This window comes from Haloterrigena gelatinilytica (genome assembly GCF_013342145.1).
Taxonomy (GTDB): domain Archaea; phylum Halobacteriota; class Halobacteria; order Halobacteriales; family Natrialbaceae; genus Haloterrigena; species Haloterrigena gelatinilytica.
Map to the genome: position 1 here is coordinate 2,130,872 of NZ_JABUQZ010000001.1, position 15,988 is coordinate 2,146,859.

14 protein-coding genes are annotated in these 15,988 nt (G+C 68.7%); 7 read left to right on the forward strand and 7 right to left on the reverse strand.

Features of this window, described 5'->3' with window-relative positions; genetic code table 11:
* Positions 1-30 precede the first annotated feature (30 nt).
* The 3 genes from HTZ84_RS10830 to HTZ84_RS10840 all read right to left on the reverse strand — a co-directional run bounded on the left by HTZ84_RS10830 (position 31) and on the right by HTZ84_RS10840 (position 2,998).
* Entirely contained in the window at positions 31-1,569 is a 1,539-nt protein-coding gene (locus HTZ84_RS10830; RefSeq protein ID WP_174680687.1) for an aldehyde dehydrogenase family protein, read from the reverse strand.
* A 116-nt stretch (positions 1,570-1,685) separates the two neighbouring features.
* Positions 1,686-2,213, reverse strand: coding sequence for a hypothetical protein (locus HTZ84_RS10835; RefSeq protein WP_174680688.1), 528 nt, complete (start codon positions 2,211-2,213; stop codon positions 1,686-1,688).
* A gap of 125 nt (positions 2,214-2,338) precedes the next feature.
* Entirely contained in the window at positions 2,339-2,998 is a 660-nt protein-coding gene (locus tag HTZ84_RS10840; RefSeq protein WP_174680689.1) for a hypothetical protein, read from the reverse strand.
* A 176-nt stretch (positions 2,999-3,174) separates the two neighbouring features.
* On the opposite strand from HTZ84_RS10840, the gene HTZ84_RS10845 reads away from it, so the two are divergent.
* The 5 genes from HTZ84_RS10845 (at position 3,175) to HTZ84_RS10865 (ending at position 8,564) form a co-directional block, all read left to right on the forward strand.
* On the forward strand, positions 3,175-5,982 hold the full coding sequence (locus HTZ84_RS10845; RefSeq protein WP_174680690.1) for a leucine--tRNA ligase: 2,808 nt from the start codon (positions 3,175-3,177) through the stop codon (positions 5,980-5,982).
* Positions 5,983-6,173: 191 nt separating this feature from the next.
* The gene (locus HTZ84_RS10850; RefSeq protein ID WP_174680691.1) at positions 6,174-6,470 is read left to right on the forward strand and encodes a HalOD1 output domain-containing protein; all 297 of its coding nucleotides are present in this window, start codon (positions 6,174-6,176) and stop codon (positions 6,468-6,470) included.
* An 88-nt stretch (positions 6,471-6,558) separates the two neighbouring features.
* Positions 6,559-7,314, forward strand: a complete 756-nt coding sequence (locus HTZ84_RS10855) for a J domain-containing protein (RefSeq protein ID WP_174680692.1) — start codon at positions 6,559-6,561, stop codon at positions 7,312-7,314.
* A gap of 81 nt (positions 7,315-7,395) precedes the next feature.
* Positions 7,396-7,998 carry a DUF420 domain-containing protein gene (locus HTZ84_RS10860; protein ID WP_174680693.1) on the forward strand — a complete coding sequence of 201 codons (603 nt, stop codon included), beginning with the start codon at positions 7,396-7,398 and terminating at the stop codon, positions 7,996-7,998.
* 62 nt (positions 7,999-8,060) lie between these two features.
* Positions 8,061-8,564 (forward strand): pyridoxamine 5'-phosphate oxidase family protein, encoded by a 504-nt coding sequence (locus tag HTZ84_RS10865; protein WP_174680694.1) that lies wholly within the window; start codon positions 8,061-8,063, stop codon positions 8,562-8,564.
* Between the two features lie 27 nt (positions 8,565-8,591).
* On the opposite strand, the gene HTZ84_RS10870 is transcribed toward HTZ84_RS10865, so the two are convergent.
* Complete coding sequence (locus tag HTZ84_RS10870; RefSeq protein ID WP_174680695.1) at positions 8,592-10,058, reverse strand: short-chain fatty acid transporter; 1,467 nt, start codon at positions 10,056-10,058, stop codon at positions 8,592-8,594.
* A 63-nt stretch (positions 10,059-10,121) separates the two neighbouring features.
* Here HTZ84_RS10870 and HTZ84_RS10875 point away from each other — a divergent pair, with 63 nt between their 5' ends.
* Positions 10,122-11,420: an MFS transporter gene (locus HTZ84_RS10875; protein ID WP_174680696.1), complete on the forward strand. Its 1,299-nt coding sequence runs from the start codon at positions 10,122-10,124 to the stop codon at positions 11,418-11,420.
* Between the two features lie 30 nt (positions 11,421-11,450).
* Here HTZ84_RS10875 and HTZ84_RS10880 read toward each other — a convergent pair whose 3' ends face one another.
* From HTZ84_RS10880 to HTZ84_RS10890, 3 genes are all read right to left on the reverse strand, one after another.
* Complete coding sequence (locus HTZ84_RS10880) at positions 11,451-12,224, reverse strand: ABC transporter permease (RefSeq protein WP_174680697.1); 774 nt, start codon at positions 12,222-12,224, stop codon at positions 11,451-11,453.
* Positions 12,221-13,222, reverse strand: a complete 1,002-nt coding sequence (locus HTZ84_RS10885) for an ABC transporter ATP-binding protein (RefSeq protein ID WP_174680698.1) — start codon at positions 13,220-13,222, stop codon at positions 12,221-12,223. Before HTZ84_RS10885 ends, HTZ84_RS10880 begins: the two co-directional genes overlap by 4 nt.
* Before the next feature lie 68 nt (positions 13,223-13,290).
* A complete protein-coding gene (locus tag HTZ84_RS10890; RefSeq protein WP_174680699.1) occupies positions 13,291-14,670 on the reverse strand; it encodes a metallophosphoesterase in 1,380 nt (459 codons plus the stop codon).
* A gap of 203 nt (positions 14,671-14,873) precedes the next feature.
* Between HTZ84_RS10890 and HTZ84_RS10895 the strand changes: the two genes are divergently transcribed.
* Positions 14,874-15,968 (forward strand): GNAT family N-acetyltransferase, encoded by a 1,095-nt coding sequence (locus HTZ84_RS10895; protein ID WP_174680700.1) that lies wholly within the window; start codon positions 14,874-14,876, stop codon positions 15,966-15,968.
* The last annotated feature ends 20 nt before the right edge of the window (positions 15,969-15,988 follow it).

Sequence of the window (15,988 nt, forward strand, 5' to 3'; positions counted from 1 at the left end):
TGAGTCGGAATCGGTGCGCTCGCCGCGTGCTCAGTCCTCGGAGGTCGTGATGTCGGCGGACAGCCCCTGAGCCATCTCGATGTCCGTCGAGTTGTTCATCGTCCAGGCGGTGCGCTCGGTGACGGCCTCGATGGCCTCGCGCGCGCTCGGGTAGCCGTTACCGGACTTCTTGACGCCGCCGAAGGGCAACTGCACCTCCGCGCCGATACACGGGAGGTTCGCGTAGGCGAGGCCGAGGTCCGCTCGGTCGCGGAAGGCGTTGAGCTGGCGGTAGTCCTCGGAGATGACCGCCCCGGCCAGCCCGTAGGGGGTGTCGTTGTGGATCTCGAGGGCCCGATCGACGTCGCCGTCGTACTCGATGAGCGCGACGTGGGGGCCGAAACACTCCTCCTGCAGACAGCGCAGTTCGTCGTCGGAATCGTAGTCGACTTCGTAGACGAACGGCCCGACCCAGTTGCCGTCCTCGTGGCCGTCGGGGATCTCGTCGTCGTCGAGTTCGAAGCGATCGACGAGCACGTCGGCGCCCTCCTCCCGGGCCAGGTCGTTGTGCTGGCGGATCTTCTCGACGTGGTCGGGCTCGATCGCCGGCCCCATGAACGTGTCCTCCTCGAGGGGGTCGCCGACCGCGATCTTCTCCGCGACGTCGACGAACTGCGCCTTGAACTCGTCGTAGATGTCCGAGTGAACGATCAGGCGCTCGCTCGAGACGCAGCGCTGCCCGGTTGTCTTGAACGAACTCATCACGGCCGAGTGGACGGCGATGTCCAGGTCCGCTTCGTCGGTGATGACGATCCCGTTCTTGCCGCCCATCTCGCAGGCGGCGAGCTTGCCGGGCTCGTTGCCGACCTTGCCGGCGATCTCGTGGCCGACCTCCGCCGAACCGGTAAAGAGGACCGTGTCGACGCGGCCGTCGTCGGTGATCGCCGCGCCGGCGTCGCCGTAGCCCTGGACCATGTTGAAGACGCCGTCGGGAATCCCGGAATCGTCCATCATCTCCGCGATGATCTGGCCGCACCACGGCGTCTGCTCGGCGGGCTTCCAGACGACGGTGTTGCCCTCGACCAAGGCGATGGCCATGTGCCAGAAGGGGATGGCGACCGGGAAGTTCCACGGCGTGATGCAGCCGACGACGCCCCGCGGTTTCCGGCGCATGTAGGCGTCCTTGCTTCCGATCTCGCTGGGTACCACGTCGCCGTGGGGGTGGCGGGCGTTGCCCGCGGCCCACTCGACCATGTGCCAGGCCTCGGTCACGTCCGCCTTCCCCTCGGAGATCTCCTTCCCGCACTCCTTGGTGACGATCTCCCCCAGTTCCTCGTGGCGATCCCGGAGTTCGTGGTAGATGTCCCAGAGGTACTCCGCGCGGTCGATATACGACAGTTCGCGCCACTCCTCGAAGGCGTCTTCCGCGGCCTCGAGGGCGGCGTCGACGTCGTCTTCGGTCCCGCGCTGGAACGTCGCCAGCGTCTCGCCGGTGGCCGGGTTTCGGCTCTCGAACGTCTCGTCCGCGCCGTCAGTCCACTCGCCGCCGATGTAGTGGCCGTGCACCTGCTCGGTTGCTTGCTGGCTCATACGGTATCGAACGGCGAGCGCGGTGAAAACGCTGATGGTGGTTCACGCATGTCGCAATAATTGTTCACGCACGCCTGCCGCCCGCGCGCGAAGGACGGAGACTGCGGGAACCGACGCTACCGATCTTCCTCCTCGCCGCGCTCCTTGGTCACGGTCCGGTCGCCCTGGGGCGGCTGTCCGTCGTCGTCGGGGTGGCGCTCCGCCCCCGACTCCGTCATCTCGTCCGTTTCCGGCTCGAGGCCCTTTCCGGACCGGCCCTCGCCTTCGGCCGCCGTCTTCTCGTTCGGCGAATCGCCGGTCTCGGGACCCATGCCTCGCTGTTCGGACCCGGTGTCCTCGTGGACGGTCGTCTCGTCGCGCTCGATGACGGGATCGGTCCCTTCCGCCGACTCCGAACCGGCGGAGACGTCGCGCTCGAGTCGGATCGCGTCCGATTCGACGTCCCGGACGTCATCTGCATCGATCGGGACGACCTCCTCGGCGTCGCCGTCCCAGTCGAGGACCGCTTTGATCGACTCGATCGCCCCCGACTCGAGGTCGACGTACGCCGTGTCCGCCTCGGTCATCGTCACGACGCCGATCGAGTCGCCGTCGGCCGTCTCGACTCGTTTGTCGACGTCGTCGTCGGTGAACGCTGGGCTCATGTGCGCGCCTACTGCCAACGGCCGAAAGCCGGTGGTGCCTGCAGTGGCCGGCGGTCGACGGGTCGCGGGCGCGCGCTCGAGAGAAGAAAAACTCGGTTACACGGCGGGACGGAGAGCCGCGCCGATCACGGCGGACCGTTGCCGGGCGGCCCGTCGCCGTCGGACGGTCCGGCATCGTCCGGCGGCCCGGCGTCGTCTGGCGGGCCGCCGTCGTCCGATTCGTCGTCCTCGTCGAACAGCTCGGACGAGAACTCCTCGTCGTCGAACAGGCTGTCGTCGGAGTCCGGCTCGTCGTCGTCGTCGAACGGGCTCTCGTCGGAGCCGTCCGGCGAGTCCCTGTCGAACGGATCGGACGGCTCTCCGTCGTCGAAGGGCCCCGTCGGGACGTCGTCGTCCTCGGACGGCGGCTCGTCGTCGACGGCGGGGTCGGTCTCGGGTTCGGCCGATTCGTCGCCGGAATCGGTCTCGGGGTCGTCGCTCGAGTCGTCGACATCGGCCGCGGGGTCGCCGCCGGACTCCGACCCGCCGTCGGACTCGTTGCTGGCGTTCGGTTCGTCGTCGCCGTCGGCGACCGAGGACGCCGCGCTCGAGTCGTTCGCCGCCGTCTCGGCGTCGACGCCGTCCGGATCGTCGGCCGACCGCTCCGCGGAGTCGTCGTCCGGCCCGATCGGATCGGGGCCGACGTCGGAGACGGCCACGACGCCGACCGCGAACGTGAGCAGGACGACGGCGAGGGTCACGAGCAACGTCCCAGTCGCCGGCGTCGAATCGTCGTCTGGAGCCATTCGTCGCTCGCCCGTTTCGGTTCCAGGGGCTTTGTTAATCTCACCCCAAAAGCGGCGGCGTCGCTCGCGGCCGCGAATCGGCGGCGAGGGTCGTCGTCTCGAGGGCGATTCTGGCGGCGAGTGGCGAACAATGATATGGCCGGCACGCCCAGTACTCGGCAGGACTGCTCGCCACAATGACGACGCACTACGATCACGCGCAGGTCCAGGAGTTCTGGCAGTACGTCTGGGAGCGCGACGACGTCTACGAGCTCCCGGCGGACGCCGACGACCCCACGTACGTCCTCGGGATGTTCCCCTACACGTCGGGGACGCTCCACATGGGCCACGTGCGCAACTACGCGATCACCGACGCCTACGCGCGCTACCGGCGGATGCAGGGCGACGACGTGCTCCACCCGATGGGGTGGGACGCCTTCGGGCTGCCCGCCGAGAACGCCGCGTTCGAGCGCAAGACCGACCCCGAGTCCTGGACGCAGGCGTGTATCCGTCGCATGCGCGACGAACTCGAGACCATGGGCTTCGGCTACGACTGGTCCCGGGAGGTCACGACCTGCGAGCCGGAGTACTACCGGTGGAACCAGTGGTTCTTCAAGCGGCTCTACGAGGAGGATCTCGTCGAGTACGAGGGCGCGTCGGTCAACTGGTGTCCCGACTGCGAGACCGTTCTCGCGGCGGCCCAGGTGGAGGAACGCGAGATCGAACGCAGCGAGATCTCGGAAGGAGCGAGCGGCGACGCCGCGAGCCGCGAGGTCGAGCGCAGCGAGACCTCGGATAGGGAGAGCGATGAAACCGCGAGCCGCGACACCGAGCGCGTCTGCTGGCGCTGCGAGACGCCCGTCGGCCGGCGCGAACTCGACCAGTGGTTCTTCACGATCACCGACTACGCCGAGGAACTTCACGACGGACTGGACGACCTCGAGGGGTGGCCCGACGGCGTCCGCGAGATCCAGCGCAACTGGATCGGCCGACAGGAGGGCGCGCGGATCGGATTCGAAGTCGCCGGTGCCGCCGGCGACGCCGAGACCGCCAGCGATGAGGCCGGCACCGCGACGACTACCGTCGACGTCTTCAGCACCCGACCGGAGACGGTCTACGGCGCGACCTACCTCGCGGTCTCGCCCGGTCACGACCTCGCCGACGAACTCGCCGCCGAGGACGACGACGTCGCGGCGTACGTCGAGGACGTCCGCGAACGGGACCCCGGCGAGGTCGGCTTCTCGGGCGTCGAAACCGACGCGACCGCGACCCACCCGCTCACCGGCGCGGAGCTCCCCGTCTACGTCGCCGGCTACGTCTTAGAAGACGTCGGGACCGGCGCCGTGATGGGCGTCCCCGCGCACAACGAGCGCGACCACGCGTTCGCGCTCGAGCACGACCTACCGATCGAGGGCGTCGTCGCGCCGAAGGACGCGAGCGTCGACGTCGACCTCGAGTCGGACGCCTACACCGGCGAGGGAATCCTCGAGAACAGCGGCGAGTACAGCGGGCTCGAGAGCGAGACCGCCCGCGAACGGCTCCTCGAGGAGGTCGCGGCCATCGAGGACGACGTCACCTACCGCCTGCGCGACTGGCTGATCTCCCGCCAGCGGTACTGGGGGACGCCGATTCCGGTCGTCCACTGCGACGACTGCGGCCGCGTGCCGGTGCCCGACGAGGACCTGCCGATCGAGTTGCCGGAGTTCGTCCGAACGACCGGGAACCCGTTGGACGCCGCCGAGGAGTGGAAGCAGACGACCTGTCCCGACTGCGGCGGCCCGGCCGAGCGGGAGACCGACACGATGGACACCTTCGTCGATTCCTCGTGGTACTTCCTGCGCTTTCTCTCGCCCGGCCTCGAGGACGCCCCCTTCGACGCCGAACTGGCCGACGACTGGCTGCCGGTCGACGTCTACGTCGGCGGCGAGGAACACGCCATCCTCCACCTGCTCTACACGCGCTTCTTCACGAAGGCGCTGGCCGATCTGGGGCTGCTCGAGCGACGCGAGCCCATTCGGGAGCTCAAGAGCCAGGGGACGGTGCTGTACGACGGCGAGAAGATGTCGAGTTCGAAGGGCAACGTCGTCGCGCCCCAGGAGTACGGCGCGGAGACGACGCGGCTGTTCGTCCTCTCGGCGGCCCACCCCGAACAGGACTTCGAGTGGACCGCGAACAACGTCCGCGGCGCCTACGAACTCCAGCAGGACCTCTACGGGATGGCCTCGGCGTTCGTCGAGGAGGGCGACACGCGCGTCAAGCGCCGCCCCCACGACGGCTATCTCGCCCGCGAGATCGACCGCACGATCGTCGCGGTCACCGACGAGTACGAGCGATTCCGCTTCCACCGAGCCGCCACTGAGATCCGAGAACTGGCGCGGCTGCTCCGCCGGTACCGGGAGTACGACCGCCCCCACGGCGAGGTCTATCGGCGGGGACTGCTGACGCTTTCGGCGCTGATCGCGCCGATGGCGCCCCACCTCGGCGAGGAGTGCTGGAACAAGCTCCGCGGCGAGGGACTGGTCGTCGAGGCCGACTGGCCCGCGCCCGAGAGCGACGTCGAGGACTACCGACGCGAGCGCCGGCTGGTCGAGACGACGCTCGCGGACGTCCGGGACATCGTCGACACCGCGGCGATCGACGACCCCGAGCGGATCGACCTCGTCGTCGCCCAGGACTGGAAGTACGAGACGATCCGGCTGCTCCGCGACGACGTCGACTCGATCGAGGGAACGGGTACCGAGTCGCTCGTCGATCGCGTCCTCGAGGCCGGAGTCGACGCGGAGCGCGAGACCGTCGCCCCGTTCGTGGCAGACCTGCTGGCTCGCGGCGATCACACGGAACTCGAGGAGGTCTCCGACGCCGCGTCGGAACGCTCGATCCTCGAGCGAAGCGCCTGGCTGGTCACCGACGAGTTCGACGCCGACGTCACCGTGCGTCAGGCGACCGACGGCGACGAACTGGCGGAGGCGGCGCGGCCGGGCAAGCCGGCGATTCACATCAGTTAAGAACCGTTTTAACTATCAAAACGGTGATATCAGTACCCGTCACTGAGACGGGGGCTCAAGAACGATCGATAATTTGCCGTCGAACGGCCATCTCCGAAAACCTTCGATATCGAAGGCTGACGGGCGGATTTCTGCCAAGAACGAGATTAAGAAGGACAGTTTTATTCCATCGGATTTGGTAGGGTGGTAATATGACGGAGGGGGACGGCGATAGCGTCGACACCACGTGTCGGAGATCGCCAAGCCGGACAGTTATCGAAGCCGTCGCCGAAGCCGAGGGTGTACCGACCGAGGAGCTCCGGCCGCCGACGTACGCATCGCTCCACGACATCGTCGATCCGGAAGCGCTGGACTCGCTCTTCGCGCCGCGCTCGAACGGGACGCCACGATCCGACGGGGAGGTCTCGTTCCCGTACTGTGGCTACCACGTCACCGTCGAGGCCGACGGATCGATAACGCTCGAGGAAACGGACGATCGAACCGAGTAGTCGTCGACGTTCCGGACGGTCGGGCTGAACGAAAGGACGCTATCCGGACGGAAAGACTCTTTTCGACGAAGTACGGTAGTACGGATCAATGGAGAGCCACTACGAGGTCCTCGGGCTCTCGCCGACCGCCGACGAACGCGAGGTGCGGCGAGCCTACAGGACGCTGCTGAAGGAACACCATCCCGATCAGGGTGGCTCTCGAGAACGGTTTCTCCAGATCAAGGAGGCCTACGAGGCGCTCGTGGGCGAACGACCGCCGACCGATCCGGAAGCGGACGACGACGCGACCTCGCGCGTCGGGGACGGGTCGACGCCGACGGCGAGCGATCCGACGTACGATCCGGATCTCGCCGACGTCGACGACCCCGGACACCAGGCCCTCTCCGTCGACGGCGAGCAACTCAGCCTGACGCTCGCGGGACTCGTCCAGCACGTCTCCCTCGAGCGACTCGTGGACGGCGTCCCGGCGGCGACCGACCGGACGGTCGCGTTCTTCCGCGTCCGGAACACGGGCTCGACGACGATTTCCTGGGACGGCGCGGCGAACGCGGGTTTCATCGGCGACGACGGCTTCCTCTACCAGGGGTCGAATATCGTGTCGCCCCACGCGGATCGGCTGCCGGAGCGGTGGAGCGTGTCCGCCGCCGAGATCGATCCCGGCCGGGCGCTCGACGCCGCCGTCATCGCGCAGGAGCTCCCCGCGGACGTGACCGTCGAGCAGGTCGTGTACACCCACCACGCCGGCGGGGACGGGGCGGGGGCGGACGCGGACACCGAACGCTACCTCTTCGAACTGCGACCGCTCGTCCGCGAACGACTCAATCGCCTCCCCTACCGCCGCTAGCGCGCCGCCTCCGGCCGCCATCGCTGACAGCGGCGTTTCGGAATGGCAAGACAGATACGGGATTGCTCCCAACGGTCGACAATGGCAACCGCCGACGCGAGACGACGGCTTCGAGAGCAGCCGATCGGCGCCACGATCCTCCTGACGATCGTCGGCTACACGCTCGTCCTCGGAACGTTCCTCCTCGACGTCCCGATCTATCCGGATCTCTCCCTCGAGCAGGTCAACCTGCTCACCGACCTGATCGCGGTCAACAACGCGATCGCGACGCTCCTCCTGGTCGCGGGCTGGTACTGGATCCGGGCCGGCGAGATCGCGAAACACCGGCTCGCGATGATCGCCGCGTTCGGACTGATCCTCGTGTTTCTGGTCCTCTATCTCCTCAAAGTCGGCGGCGGCGGCACCAAACACTTCGAGGGACCGCAACTGGTGAAGTACGCCTACCTGCTCATGCTCGCCGTCCACATCCTCCTCTCGATCGTCTCGGTCCCGGTCGTGCTGTTCGCGCTGATCCTCGGACTGACGCACACGCCCGCGGAACTCCGCCGGACGGCCCACGCGCGGATCGGCCGCATCGCCGCGGGCGCGTGGATCCTGAGCCTCGTGCTCGGCGTCGTCACCAACCTGATGCTCAACCACATCTACGGCTACGAGTTCGGCATCGTGCTCGCCCCGCTGCTCTGAGCGGCTCGTCGAGACGCCACACTCGGTGGCGGTATTTTGGTCGTCGCGGTCGTACGAACGGTATGCGAGTACGCGGGAGTCTCTCACCGGCGAGGATCACCGACCTCCTCGAGGACGCAACGATTCCGATCCGACTGGCCTGTCGAACGCCCGAGGACAACCTCTGGATGTGCTCGCTGTGGTACCGACTCGAGCGAACAGAGGCCGACGAGCCCGCGAACGGCGAGACCGACGGCGGGTGGCGGCTCCGGTGTGCCACCGCGGCGTCCGCAGATATCGTCTCCTTTCTCGAGGCCGATCCCCGGGTCGCCTTCGAGGTGTCGACGAACCAGCCGCCGTACGCGGGCGTCAGGGGTCGCGGGGCCGTTTCGATCGACCCCGACCCGGAGAAGGAGACGCTTCGGGACCTCCTCGAGCGGTATCTCGGCGATACGGAGTCGCAACTGGCCGGGGCGTTACTGGACGAGGATCGCGAGGAGGTGACGACCACGATCGAGCCGGCGGTGGTATACGGCTGGGACTTCGCGGAGCGGATGGCGGACGTCGAGGCGACGGACTCGTCGTGATCGCCGCCGATTCCGGCCGACGCCCGATCAGTAGGGTAGGACGTACAGCGCGATCGTCAGGAACGGGATCAGCGCGAGCAACATCGCGACCGCGTAGCCGAACATCTCGCGGGCCCGGATGTCCGTGATCGCCAGCAGCGGCAGCGCCCAGAACGGGTTCGCCAGATTGGTGTGGGCGTCGCCGACCGCGTAGGCCATCGTCGCGTGGCCGGTCTCGATCCCCAGTTCGTGGGCCGCCTCGAGGACCGAGGGGCCGAGGACGATCCACTCGCCGCCGCCGGAGGGGACGAAGAAGTTGACGATCGCGCCGGTGATCCACGCGATGACCGGGAACGTCTCCGGCGTCGAGACGGCGAGCAGCCCGGTGGCGATCGTCTCCGCGAGGCCGGAGCCGGCCATCATCCCCTGGATCCCCGCGAAGAAGGGGAACAGCAGGATGATACCGGCGGCGGCCTCGGACGCCTCGCCGAACCGGTCCCGGTAGGCCATCGGTCGCGTGTAGATCGCCAGCCCGACGAAGAGGAACGCGAAGTTCAGAACGTTCAGGTTCAGCGCGTCGAGCCCCTGCGAATAGAATTGCCAGGCGACCACGGCGACGCCGGTCAGCGCGATGACGCCGCCCAGCAGTCGACTGTTATCGATTTTCTCGGCCGGGAGCCGGGCGTCGGTTTCCCCGGTCGAGTCGGTCGCGGGCGAGCCGCCGTCGACCGCGAGATCGTCCGACTCGTCGGTCGTCGGCTCCGTCCCCGGCTTCGCCTCGAGCAGTTCGTCCTCGGAGACGTACGCGGAGATGTCCCGGGAGCGCTCCGGCGAGGGCGACAGCAGGTAGAGCACGATCGCCGCGAAGACGATCGACAGGCCGGTGAGCGCGAGCGCGTACGTGCTGAAGATGGTCGCGGACGTGCCGACGGTGTCGTCGACGACGCCGAGTTCGACGAACTCGTTGCCCGGCGTCGCCAGCAGGAGCGGGGCGGAGCCCGACAGCCCCCAGTGCCAGGTGAGGCCCAGCCCCATGTAGCCGGCCACGCAGAGCAGCGGATAGTGGACGTCGATGTCCCGTCGATACGCGGCCTTGCCCATCTCTCGAGCGAAGATGGCCCCGACGACGAGGCTCAGTCCCCAGTGGATCCAGGCCAGCGCCATCGAGACGACGCCGACGAGGACGACGGCCTGTCGGCCGCTGTCGGGAAACGTCGCCAGCCACTGGAGCGCGTCGTTGACCCGCGGATGGTACGCGATCACGAACCCGGTCATGATGATCAGCACCATCTGCATCGCGAAGGTCAGGAACGACCAGAACCCGTCGTACCAGAAGCCGACCATCTCCGTCGGTCCCTGCCCCTCGACGACCATGCCGACGACGAAGACGACGTACGACAGGATGATCGCGAACAGGAACGGACTCGGCATCCACCGTTCGACGACGTCCGCGATCCCCTCCCCCGCTCGTTCGATGACGGTGCCACGCGGCTCCGACTCCACCGGTGCGGACATATGCGAACTGCCATCAGACACCGTGATAAACATTATGTGCCGTGACATGGGGCTTCGAATCGAATGCGAACCGACGGCGGCTCGGCCCCCGACGGCGGATCGAACGCCGTCCGCGGCGCCGACTCGAGCGGGCCCGGCTTCTACCGCGGCTGGCGCGTCGTCGCCGGCGGCTTCGTCGGCGCGCTCGTCGTCTTCGGGCTCTCCTACGCGTTCGGCGTCTTCCTCGAGCCGATCCAGCGGGAGCTCGGCCTCTCCCGGTCGGGCGTCTCCGTCGTCTTTTCCCTGCAGACGGTCGTCATCTACCTCGCGGCGGCGGTCCTGGGAGTGCTCGCCGACCGGTTCGGCGTGCGACGTCTGCTGTCGGCCGGCGCGGCCGTCCTCGCGGTCGGAGGCCTCTGGACGAGCCGCGCCGACACCTACGCGGGCCTCCTCGTCGCCTACGGCGTCTGTACCGCGGTCGGTCTCGGCGCCATCTACGTCGTCTCGTACGCGACCGTCCCGCGGTGGTTCGGCCGCCGTCGCGGCCTCGCGACGGGCATCGCGACCGCCGGACTCGGGATCGGAATGGTCGCGCTCGCACCCGCCGCGAGCGCGCTCGTGGCCGCGCTGGGGTGGCGGCTCGCGATCCTCGCGCTCGTCCTCGTCTCCGCGGCCGCCGTCGCCGGCGTCGTGCCGCTGTTCGCCGACGATCCGTCCTCGAGCGACGCTCCCGTCGACGCCGAGCGGGAGTTTCCCGACGGCGTTCCGGACCGGGAGCCGCCCGACTGGGACGCGTACCGGCGCGAACTCGCCGCGGTCGCGCTCTCCCGTCCGTTCCTGCTGGTGTTCGCGGGCTGGGTGCTCGTGTACGCGACGCTGTACGTCGTGCTCGTCCACGTCGTCCCCCACGCGAGCGACGCCGGACTCGGCGACGGGACGGGCGCGACGGCCATCGCCGTCGTCGGCGCGACCACGGCCGTCGCGCGGATCGGGATCGGCGGACTCGCCGATCGGCTGGGCCGCGTCCGGACGTTCGTCGCGTGTTCGGCCGTCATGGGCCTCTCGACGCTGTGGCTCCCGCTCGCCGGCTCCGCGATCGGACTGTACGCCTTCGCGGTCGTCTTCGGCGTCGCCTACGGCGGCAACGGCGCGCTGCTCTCGCCGCTCACGGTCGACCTCTTCGGATCGGCGAACCCGAACGCGATCTTCGGACTCGTCTCGCTGTCGTTCGCCGTGTCGGGGTCGATCGCGCCGTGGCTCGCCGGGCTCACGTACGATCTCACCGGGACGTACACGCCCGCGTTCGTCGGCGCGGGACTCGCGGGACTGGTCGGCTCGATACTAATTGCGGGCGCCGACGCGAGTCTCGAAACCGACTCGTGACGTGAGCCGACCCGCGTCCGTCGTCCGATCTCAGTCCGTCCGCGGGATCGACCGCGCGCCGAGGGCGAACGCGACCGCGGCGACGACCGCCAGCACGGCGAGGTTCGACAGCGCCGGGTCGACGCCGGCCACCCCGGCGACGTCGGCGTCGGCGTACGTCGCCGCACGGACGCCGCGGGCGAAGTAGGTCAGCGGCGAGAGGTTCACCAGCGGCTCGAACCAGCCGGGAAGCTGCTCGAGCGAGACGAACGTCTCGGAGAGGAAGAGCAGCGGAAGGCCGATGGCGTTGCTGGCGGCGACGGCGCCGTCCTGGGAGTCGGTGTAGCTGCCCAGCATCGCGCCGACGCCGCAGAAGGCGACGACGCCGACGAGGATGTAGGGGACCAGCAGCGGCGAGAACGCGATTTCGGCGCCCGTCAGGACGACCACCATCGCGAGGATCAGCAGGCTCGCCAGACCGATGATCACGGCGTTGACGGCGGTCTGGGCGAGCAGCCACTCGCCGCGGGTCAACGGCGTCGTCGCGAGCTTCTCGAAGCGGTTCCCCTCGCGGTGGCGCGCGACCTCGCTGCCCATCCGCGACAGCGGCGTGAAGAGCACGACGACGGCGAGGTAGCCCGGCACGTAGTAGGCCGCCGGCTCCGTGAACAGCCCCCCGCCCGTCGGATCCGTCTGGACGAGCGCGCCGAAGATGGCGATCAGGATCACCGGGAAGAAGAACGTGAAGAAGACCGCCGTCCGGCGGCGGACGAACGACCGCCAGCCCGCGCCCGTCGCCGCGCGAACGCGACCGACCCGAGTCACGCCGTCTCACCCGCGCGAGCGAGATCGTCGGCGTCCGCTTCGCCGTCGCCGTTCCCGCCGGCCCGGCCGGTTCGGTCGCGTTCCGTCGCGTCGGCCAGCGCGAGGTAGACGTCCTCCAGGTCGGGTTCGGCCCACGTCAGCCCGGAGTACTCGAGGCCGCGGTCCTCGAGGTAGTCGACGACGGTCCCGATTTCGGCGGGACCGACGTCGCGGACGACGAGCGCGCCGTCCGCTCGGGCGCCGCGAGGACCGCGACCGCGGGCCGGCCGTTCGACCGGATACTCGAGTCCGTCGAAGGCCTCGGGAGTCGCCGTCGTCGCGATCGTGAGCCGGCTCGAGCCGCCGTGTTCGGCGACGAGTTCCGCGGGGGTGCCGCGGGCGACGACGGCGCCGTCGGCGAGCAGGCCCACGCGGTCGGCCAGCCGCTCGGCCTCGGCCATGTCGTGGGTCGTCAACAGGACGGTCGTCCCCGCGTCGGCGAGGTCCTCGATCAGCCGCCAGACGGTGCGCCGGCCGGCGGGATCGATCCCGGTCGTGGGCTCGTCCAGAAAGAGCACGTCGGGATCGTTGACCAGCGTCGCGCCGACGCAGACCCGACGCTGCTGGCCGCCCGAGAGGTCCTCGTACCAGGTGTCGCCGGCGTCCGCGAGGCCGACGTCGGCGAGGACGTCGTCGGGGTCGCGGGGGTCGTCGTACAGCCCCGCGTAGTAGTCGAGGAGTTCGCGGGCGCTCAGGCGATCCGGCGGCGAGAAATCCTGCGGGAGGACGCCGAGCCGGTCCCGGTCGATCGCCGCCGGCGACTCGCCGAGCACGCGAGCCGCGCCGGAATCGGGCTCGGTCGTCCCGGTCAGCGCGCGCACGAGCGTCGTCTTCCCGGCCCCGTTCGGACCGATCAGCGCGAAGACCTCGCCGGCGGAGACGGAGAGCGACGCCCCCGACAGCGCCGTCGTCTCGCCGTACGTCTTCTCGAGGTCCGTCGCGTCGACTACGGCAGACATACGGTCGAGTTCCGGCGCGTCGGGGGTAAGGGGTTCGATTCGAGACTCGATGGGCCGACTCGAGTCGATCAGTCGGTCGCTTCCGGCGCGGGAACCGTCTCCGGCTCCGGATCCTCGACGACGTGGCGATCCGGCAGGTCGGGCGTGGGCTCGCGGCCGACCGTGAAGAACCGCTCGGTGCGCGTCAGTTCCTCCGTCGCCGGGCTCGGTTTCGTGAACCGTTCGAACTCGACGGCGACGCCCGACGAATCGGACGCGGACGCGCTCTCGGCCTCGGGCGCGATGCGGACCGCGGCCAGCTGGTACGACGGGTAGAACACCGGCGGGAGGATGCCGATGATCCCGTCCCGACGGTGGAGGCGCTTGAGCCACGTCCCGGTGTTGACCAGCACGCCGCCGTCGACCTCCTTCAACATCGGGCGGTGGGTGTGCCCGAAGCAGAAGATCGTCGTCTCCGGCTCGTCCGCGAAGACCGTTCGAGCCCGCTCCTCGTAGGACGCGACCGGATCGACGGTGAGTTCGGTCTCGAAGACGCCGAAGCGGTCGACCGTCTTCCTGATGTCCCGGCGGATGAAGTACAGCGGAATGCCCGCGAGCAAGAGCACGCCGACGACGGCGACGTTGAGCGTGAGGAGGAACCAGGCCGCGCTGCCGGCCCTGCCGAACTGGCCGAGGAACGCTTCCGTCTGGGTGACCGGCACCGACCAGATCCCCGCCAGATGCAGCCCCGCCAGCACCGCGAGGACGGCGCTGATGTTAAAGAGCAACAGGAACGGCACCAGCGAGTACCGTAGCAGCGGGTTCATCTCCCGGTAGAAGTACTTCGAGAAGAGCCAGATCGGCATCCGCTCGGTCGGCGTGACCGCCTGCACGTCCTTCAGCCAGTTGTACCGCCCGCGGTCGGAGAGCTGGCCCGCTCGGCTCGTGACGAGCGTGTTGTAGTAGTAGCCGAGCGGCGTCGCGTGGGGGTTCCCCCAGTCGTCGATCTGGTTGTTGGCGTCCTGCTGGTGGCCGTGTTCGAAGTGGATCGCCTGGTCGCCGACCGGTCTGGTGATCGACTCGTCCTGGACGAGGTCGACGTTGTACTCCGCGAAGCGATCGACGTACTCGTCGTACGCCGCGAGTTCGTGGTCGTGGTTCCCCGGCAACAGCGTGATGGGGACGTTCTCCCCCGTCGCCCGGAGTTGCTCGAACAGCGTCGGATACGTCTCCGCTAAGACCTCGAACTTCTCGATTCCGTCGACCGTCGTGAACTCCCAGAGTCCGAAGGCGTCGCCGTTGATGATCAGTTCGGCGTTTTCGTCGGTCCGTTCCAGCCGCTCGAGGAAGGAGCGCAACTCGTCGAGAAACTCGACGTCCTCGAGCTGTTCGTCGCCGCCGATGTGGAGGTCGCTGATGACGTAGTAGACCCGATCGTCGTCGTCGCCGTCATCGGTCTCGGTGGCCATTCGTTCCCAGCCAATGGCTCCACTTCGAAAGCTGTTGTCGTCTGTATCTCGCAGCGAACCGCGGTCGCGTCGACGGGTTCGAGCCGCGCTAACGAGATATGACGTATTTATCCGGCATATCGGCACCGTACACGAAACGGGGGAGGGGGCGGGGTCGGCCATCCCTCCGCATAACGAAGGGCCGCTCCGTCGATCTGTAGCCGATGGCGGGGCAGGGACAATCGGAGCGCATCGACGAGTACAGGGTGAGACCGTACGAGCGAGGGGACCGGGACGGCGTCCTCTCGTTGCTCGAGACCGAGTGGGGGCACCGACCCGGTCGCGACTGGTTCGAGTGGAAGTACGTCGACGATCCGTACCTCTCGCACGTCCCGATCACGCTCGCCGAGCGAGACGGCGAAATCGTCGCCGTGCAGGGGTACGTGCCCTGCCGGCTCCGCCGCGGCGAGCGCACCGTCCCGGCGCTCAAACCGGTCGACGCGGTCGTCCACCCGGACCACCGTCGCAACGGGCTCTACTCTCGGATTACCGAACGCGGAATCCGTCGCTACCGGCAGCGGGAGTCGGCGCTGTTTTTCAACTTCCCGAACGCGGCGTCGCTCGGCGCACAGCAGCAACTCGGCTGGTCCGAAGTGGCGGTCGTGCCGACGTACTACAGGGTCCACCGGCCGGGCGAACTGCTTCCGGACGGGCCGGCCGCCGGCTCGGTCGGGCGAGCGGCGGACGCCGTTACGCGAACCGGACTCCGCCTCTGCGATCGGTTTTCGCCGGCGGACGGGACGTACGACGTCGAGCGATACGCGTCGCCGCCCGCCGACCTCCTCGAGTCGATCTACGAGACGCGGGTTCCCCGGGCGTTCCACGCCCTTCGCGAGGCGAAGTACTACCGGTGGCTCTTCGACGCGCCGACGCTGGCGCACACCGCGTACGTGGCCACCCGCGACGACCGCCCCGTCGCCGCGCTCGTCACGCGATCCGGCGGCGAGGACGGCGTGCTCGTCTTCGATTCGGTGCCGCTGGCGTCGCGCCACGACGCGTTCGCCGACCTGCTCGCGGCGGTCGTCGCCGACAACGCGGACGCCGACGTGCTGTCGGTGACCGGCGGGACCCTGCCGCCGTCGCTGCTCGCCCGCTTCGGCTTCGTCAGTTACGAACTGCCGCTCGTCTCGCGGTTCTGTCACCCCACGTACATGGCGGTTCGGCCCCTCGCGAACGGGGACGACGGCGGGCGGTTCTCGCGGCGCGCGCTCGCCGATCCGGAGAACTGGTGCGTTTCTTTCCTCGAGGTCAAAGATTAGGTTGTCAACGGCGCCACCGT

What these genes read in the sequence shown, in the direction of transcription:
- HTZ84_RS10840 (WP_174680689.1), bottom strand. Translation starts at nt 2,998, where the DNA reads ATGGCTCCAGACGACGATTCGACGCCGGCGACTGGGACGTTGCTCGTG.
- HTZ84_RS10895 (WP_174680700.1), top strand. Translation starts at nt 14,874, where the DNA reads ATGGCGGGGCAGGGACAATCGGAGCGCATCGACGAGTACAGGGTGAGA.
- HTZ84_RS10860 (WP_174680693.1), top strand. Translation starts at nt 7,396, where the DNA reads ATGGCAACCGCCGACGCGAGACGACGGCTTCGAGAGCAGCCGATCGGC.
- HTZ84_RS10845 (WP_174680690.1), top strand. Translation starts at nt 3,175, where the DNA reads ATGACGACGCACTACGATCACGCGCAGGTCCAGGAGTTCTGGCAGTAC.
- HTZ84_RS10875 (WP_174680696.1), top strand. Translation starts at nt 10,122, where the DNA reads ATGCGAACCGACGGCGGCTCGGCCCCCGACGGCGGATCGAACGCCGTC.
- HTZ84_RS10870 (WP_174680695.1), bottom strand. Translation starts at nt 10,058, where the DNA reads ATGTCCGCACCGGTGGAGTCGGAGCCGCGTGGCACCGTCATCGAACGA.
- HTZ84_RS10885 (WP_174680698.1), bottom strand. Translation starts at nt 13,222, where the DNA reads ATGTCTGCCGTAGTCGACGCGACGGACCTCGAGAAGACGTACGGCGAG.
- HTZ84_RS10890 (WP_174680699.1), bottom strand. Translation starts at nt 14,670, where the DNA reads ATGGCCACCGAGACCGATGACGGCGACGACGACGATCGGGTCTACTAC.
- HTZ84_RS10855 (WP_174680692.1), top strand. Translation starts at nt 6,559, where the DNA reads ATGGAGAGCCACTACGAGGTCCTCGGGCTCTCGCCGACCGCCGACGAA.
- HTZ84_RS10830 (WP_174680687.1), bottom strand. Translation starts at nt 1,569, where the DNA reads ATGAGCCAGCAAGCAACCGAGCAGGTGCACGGCCACTACATCGGCGGC.
- HTZ84_RS10835 (WP_174680688.1), bottom strand. Translation starts at nt 2,213, where the DNA reads ATGAGCCCAGCGTTCACCGACGACGACGTCGACAAACGAGTCGAGACG.
- HTZ84_RS10865 (WP_174680694.1), top strand. Translation starts at nt 8,061, where the DNA reads ATGCGAGTACGCGGGAGTCTCTCACCGGCGAGGATCACCGACCTCCTC.
- HTZ84_RS10850 (WP_174680691.1), top strand. Translation starts at nt 6,174, where the DNA reads ATGACGGAGGGGGACGGCGATAGCGTCGACACCACGTGTCGGAGATCG.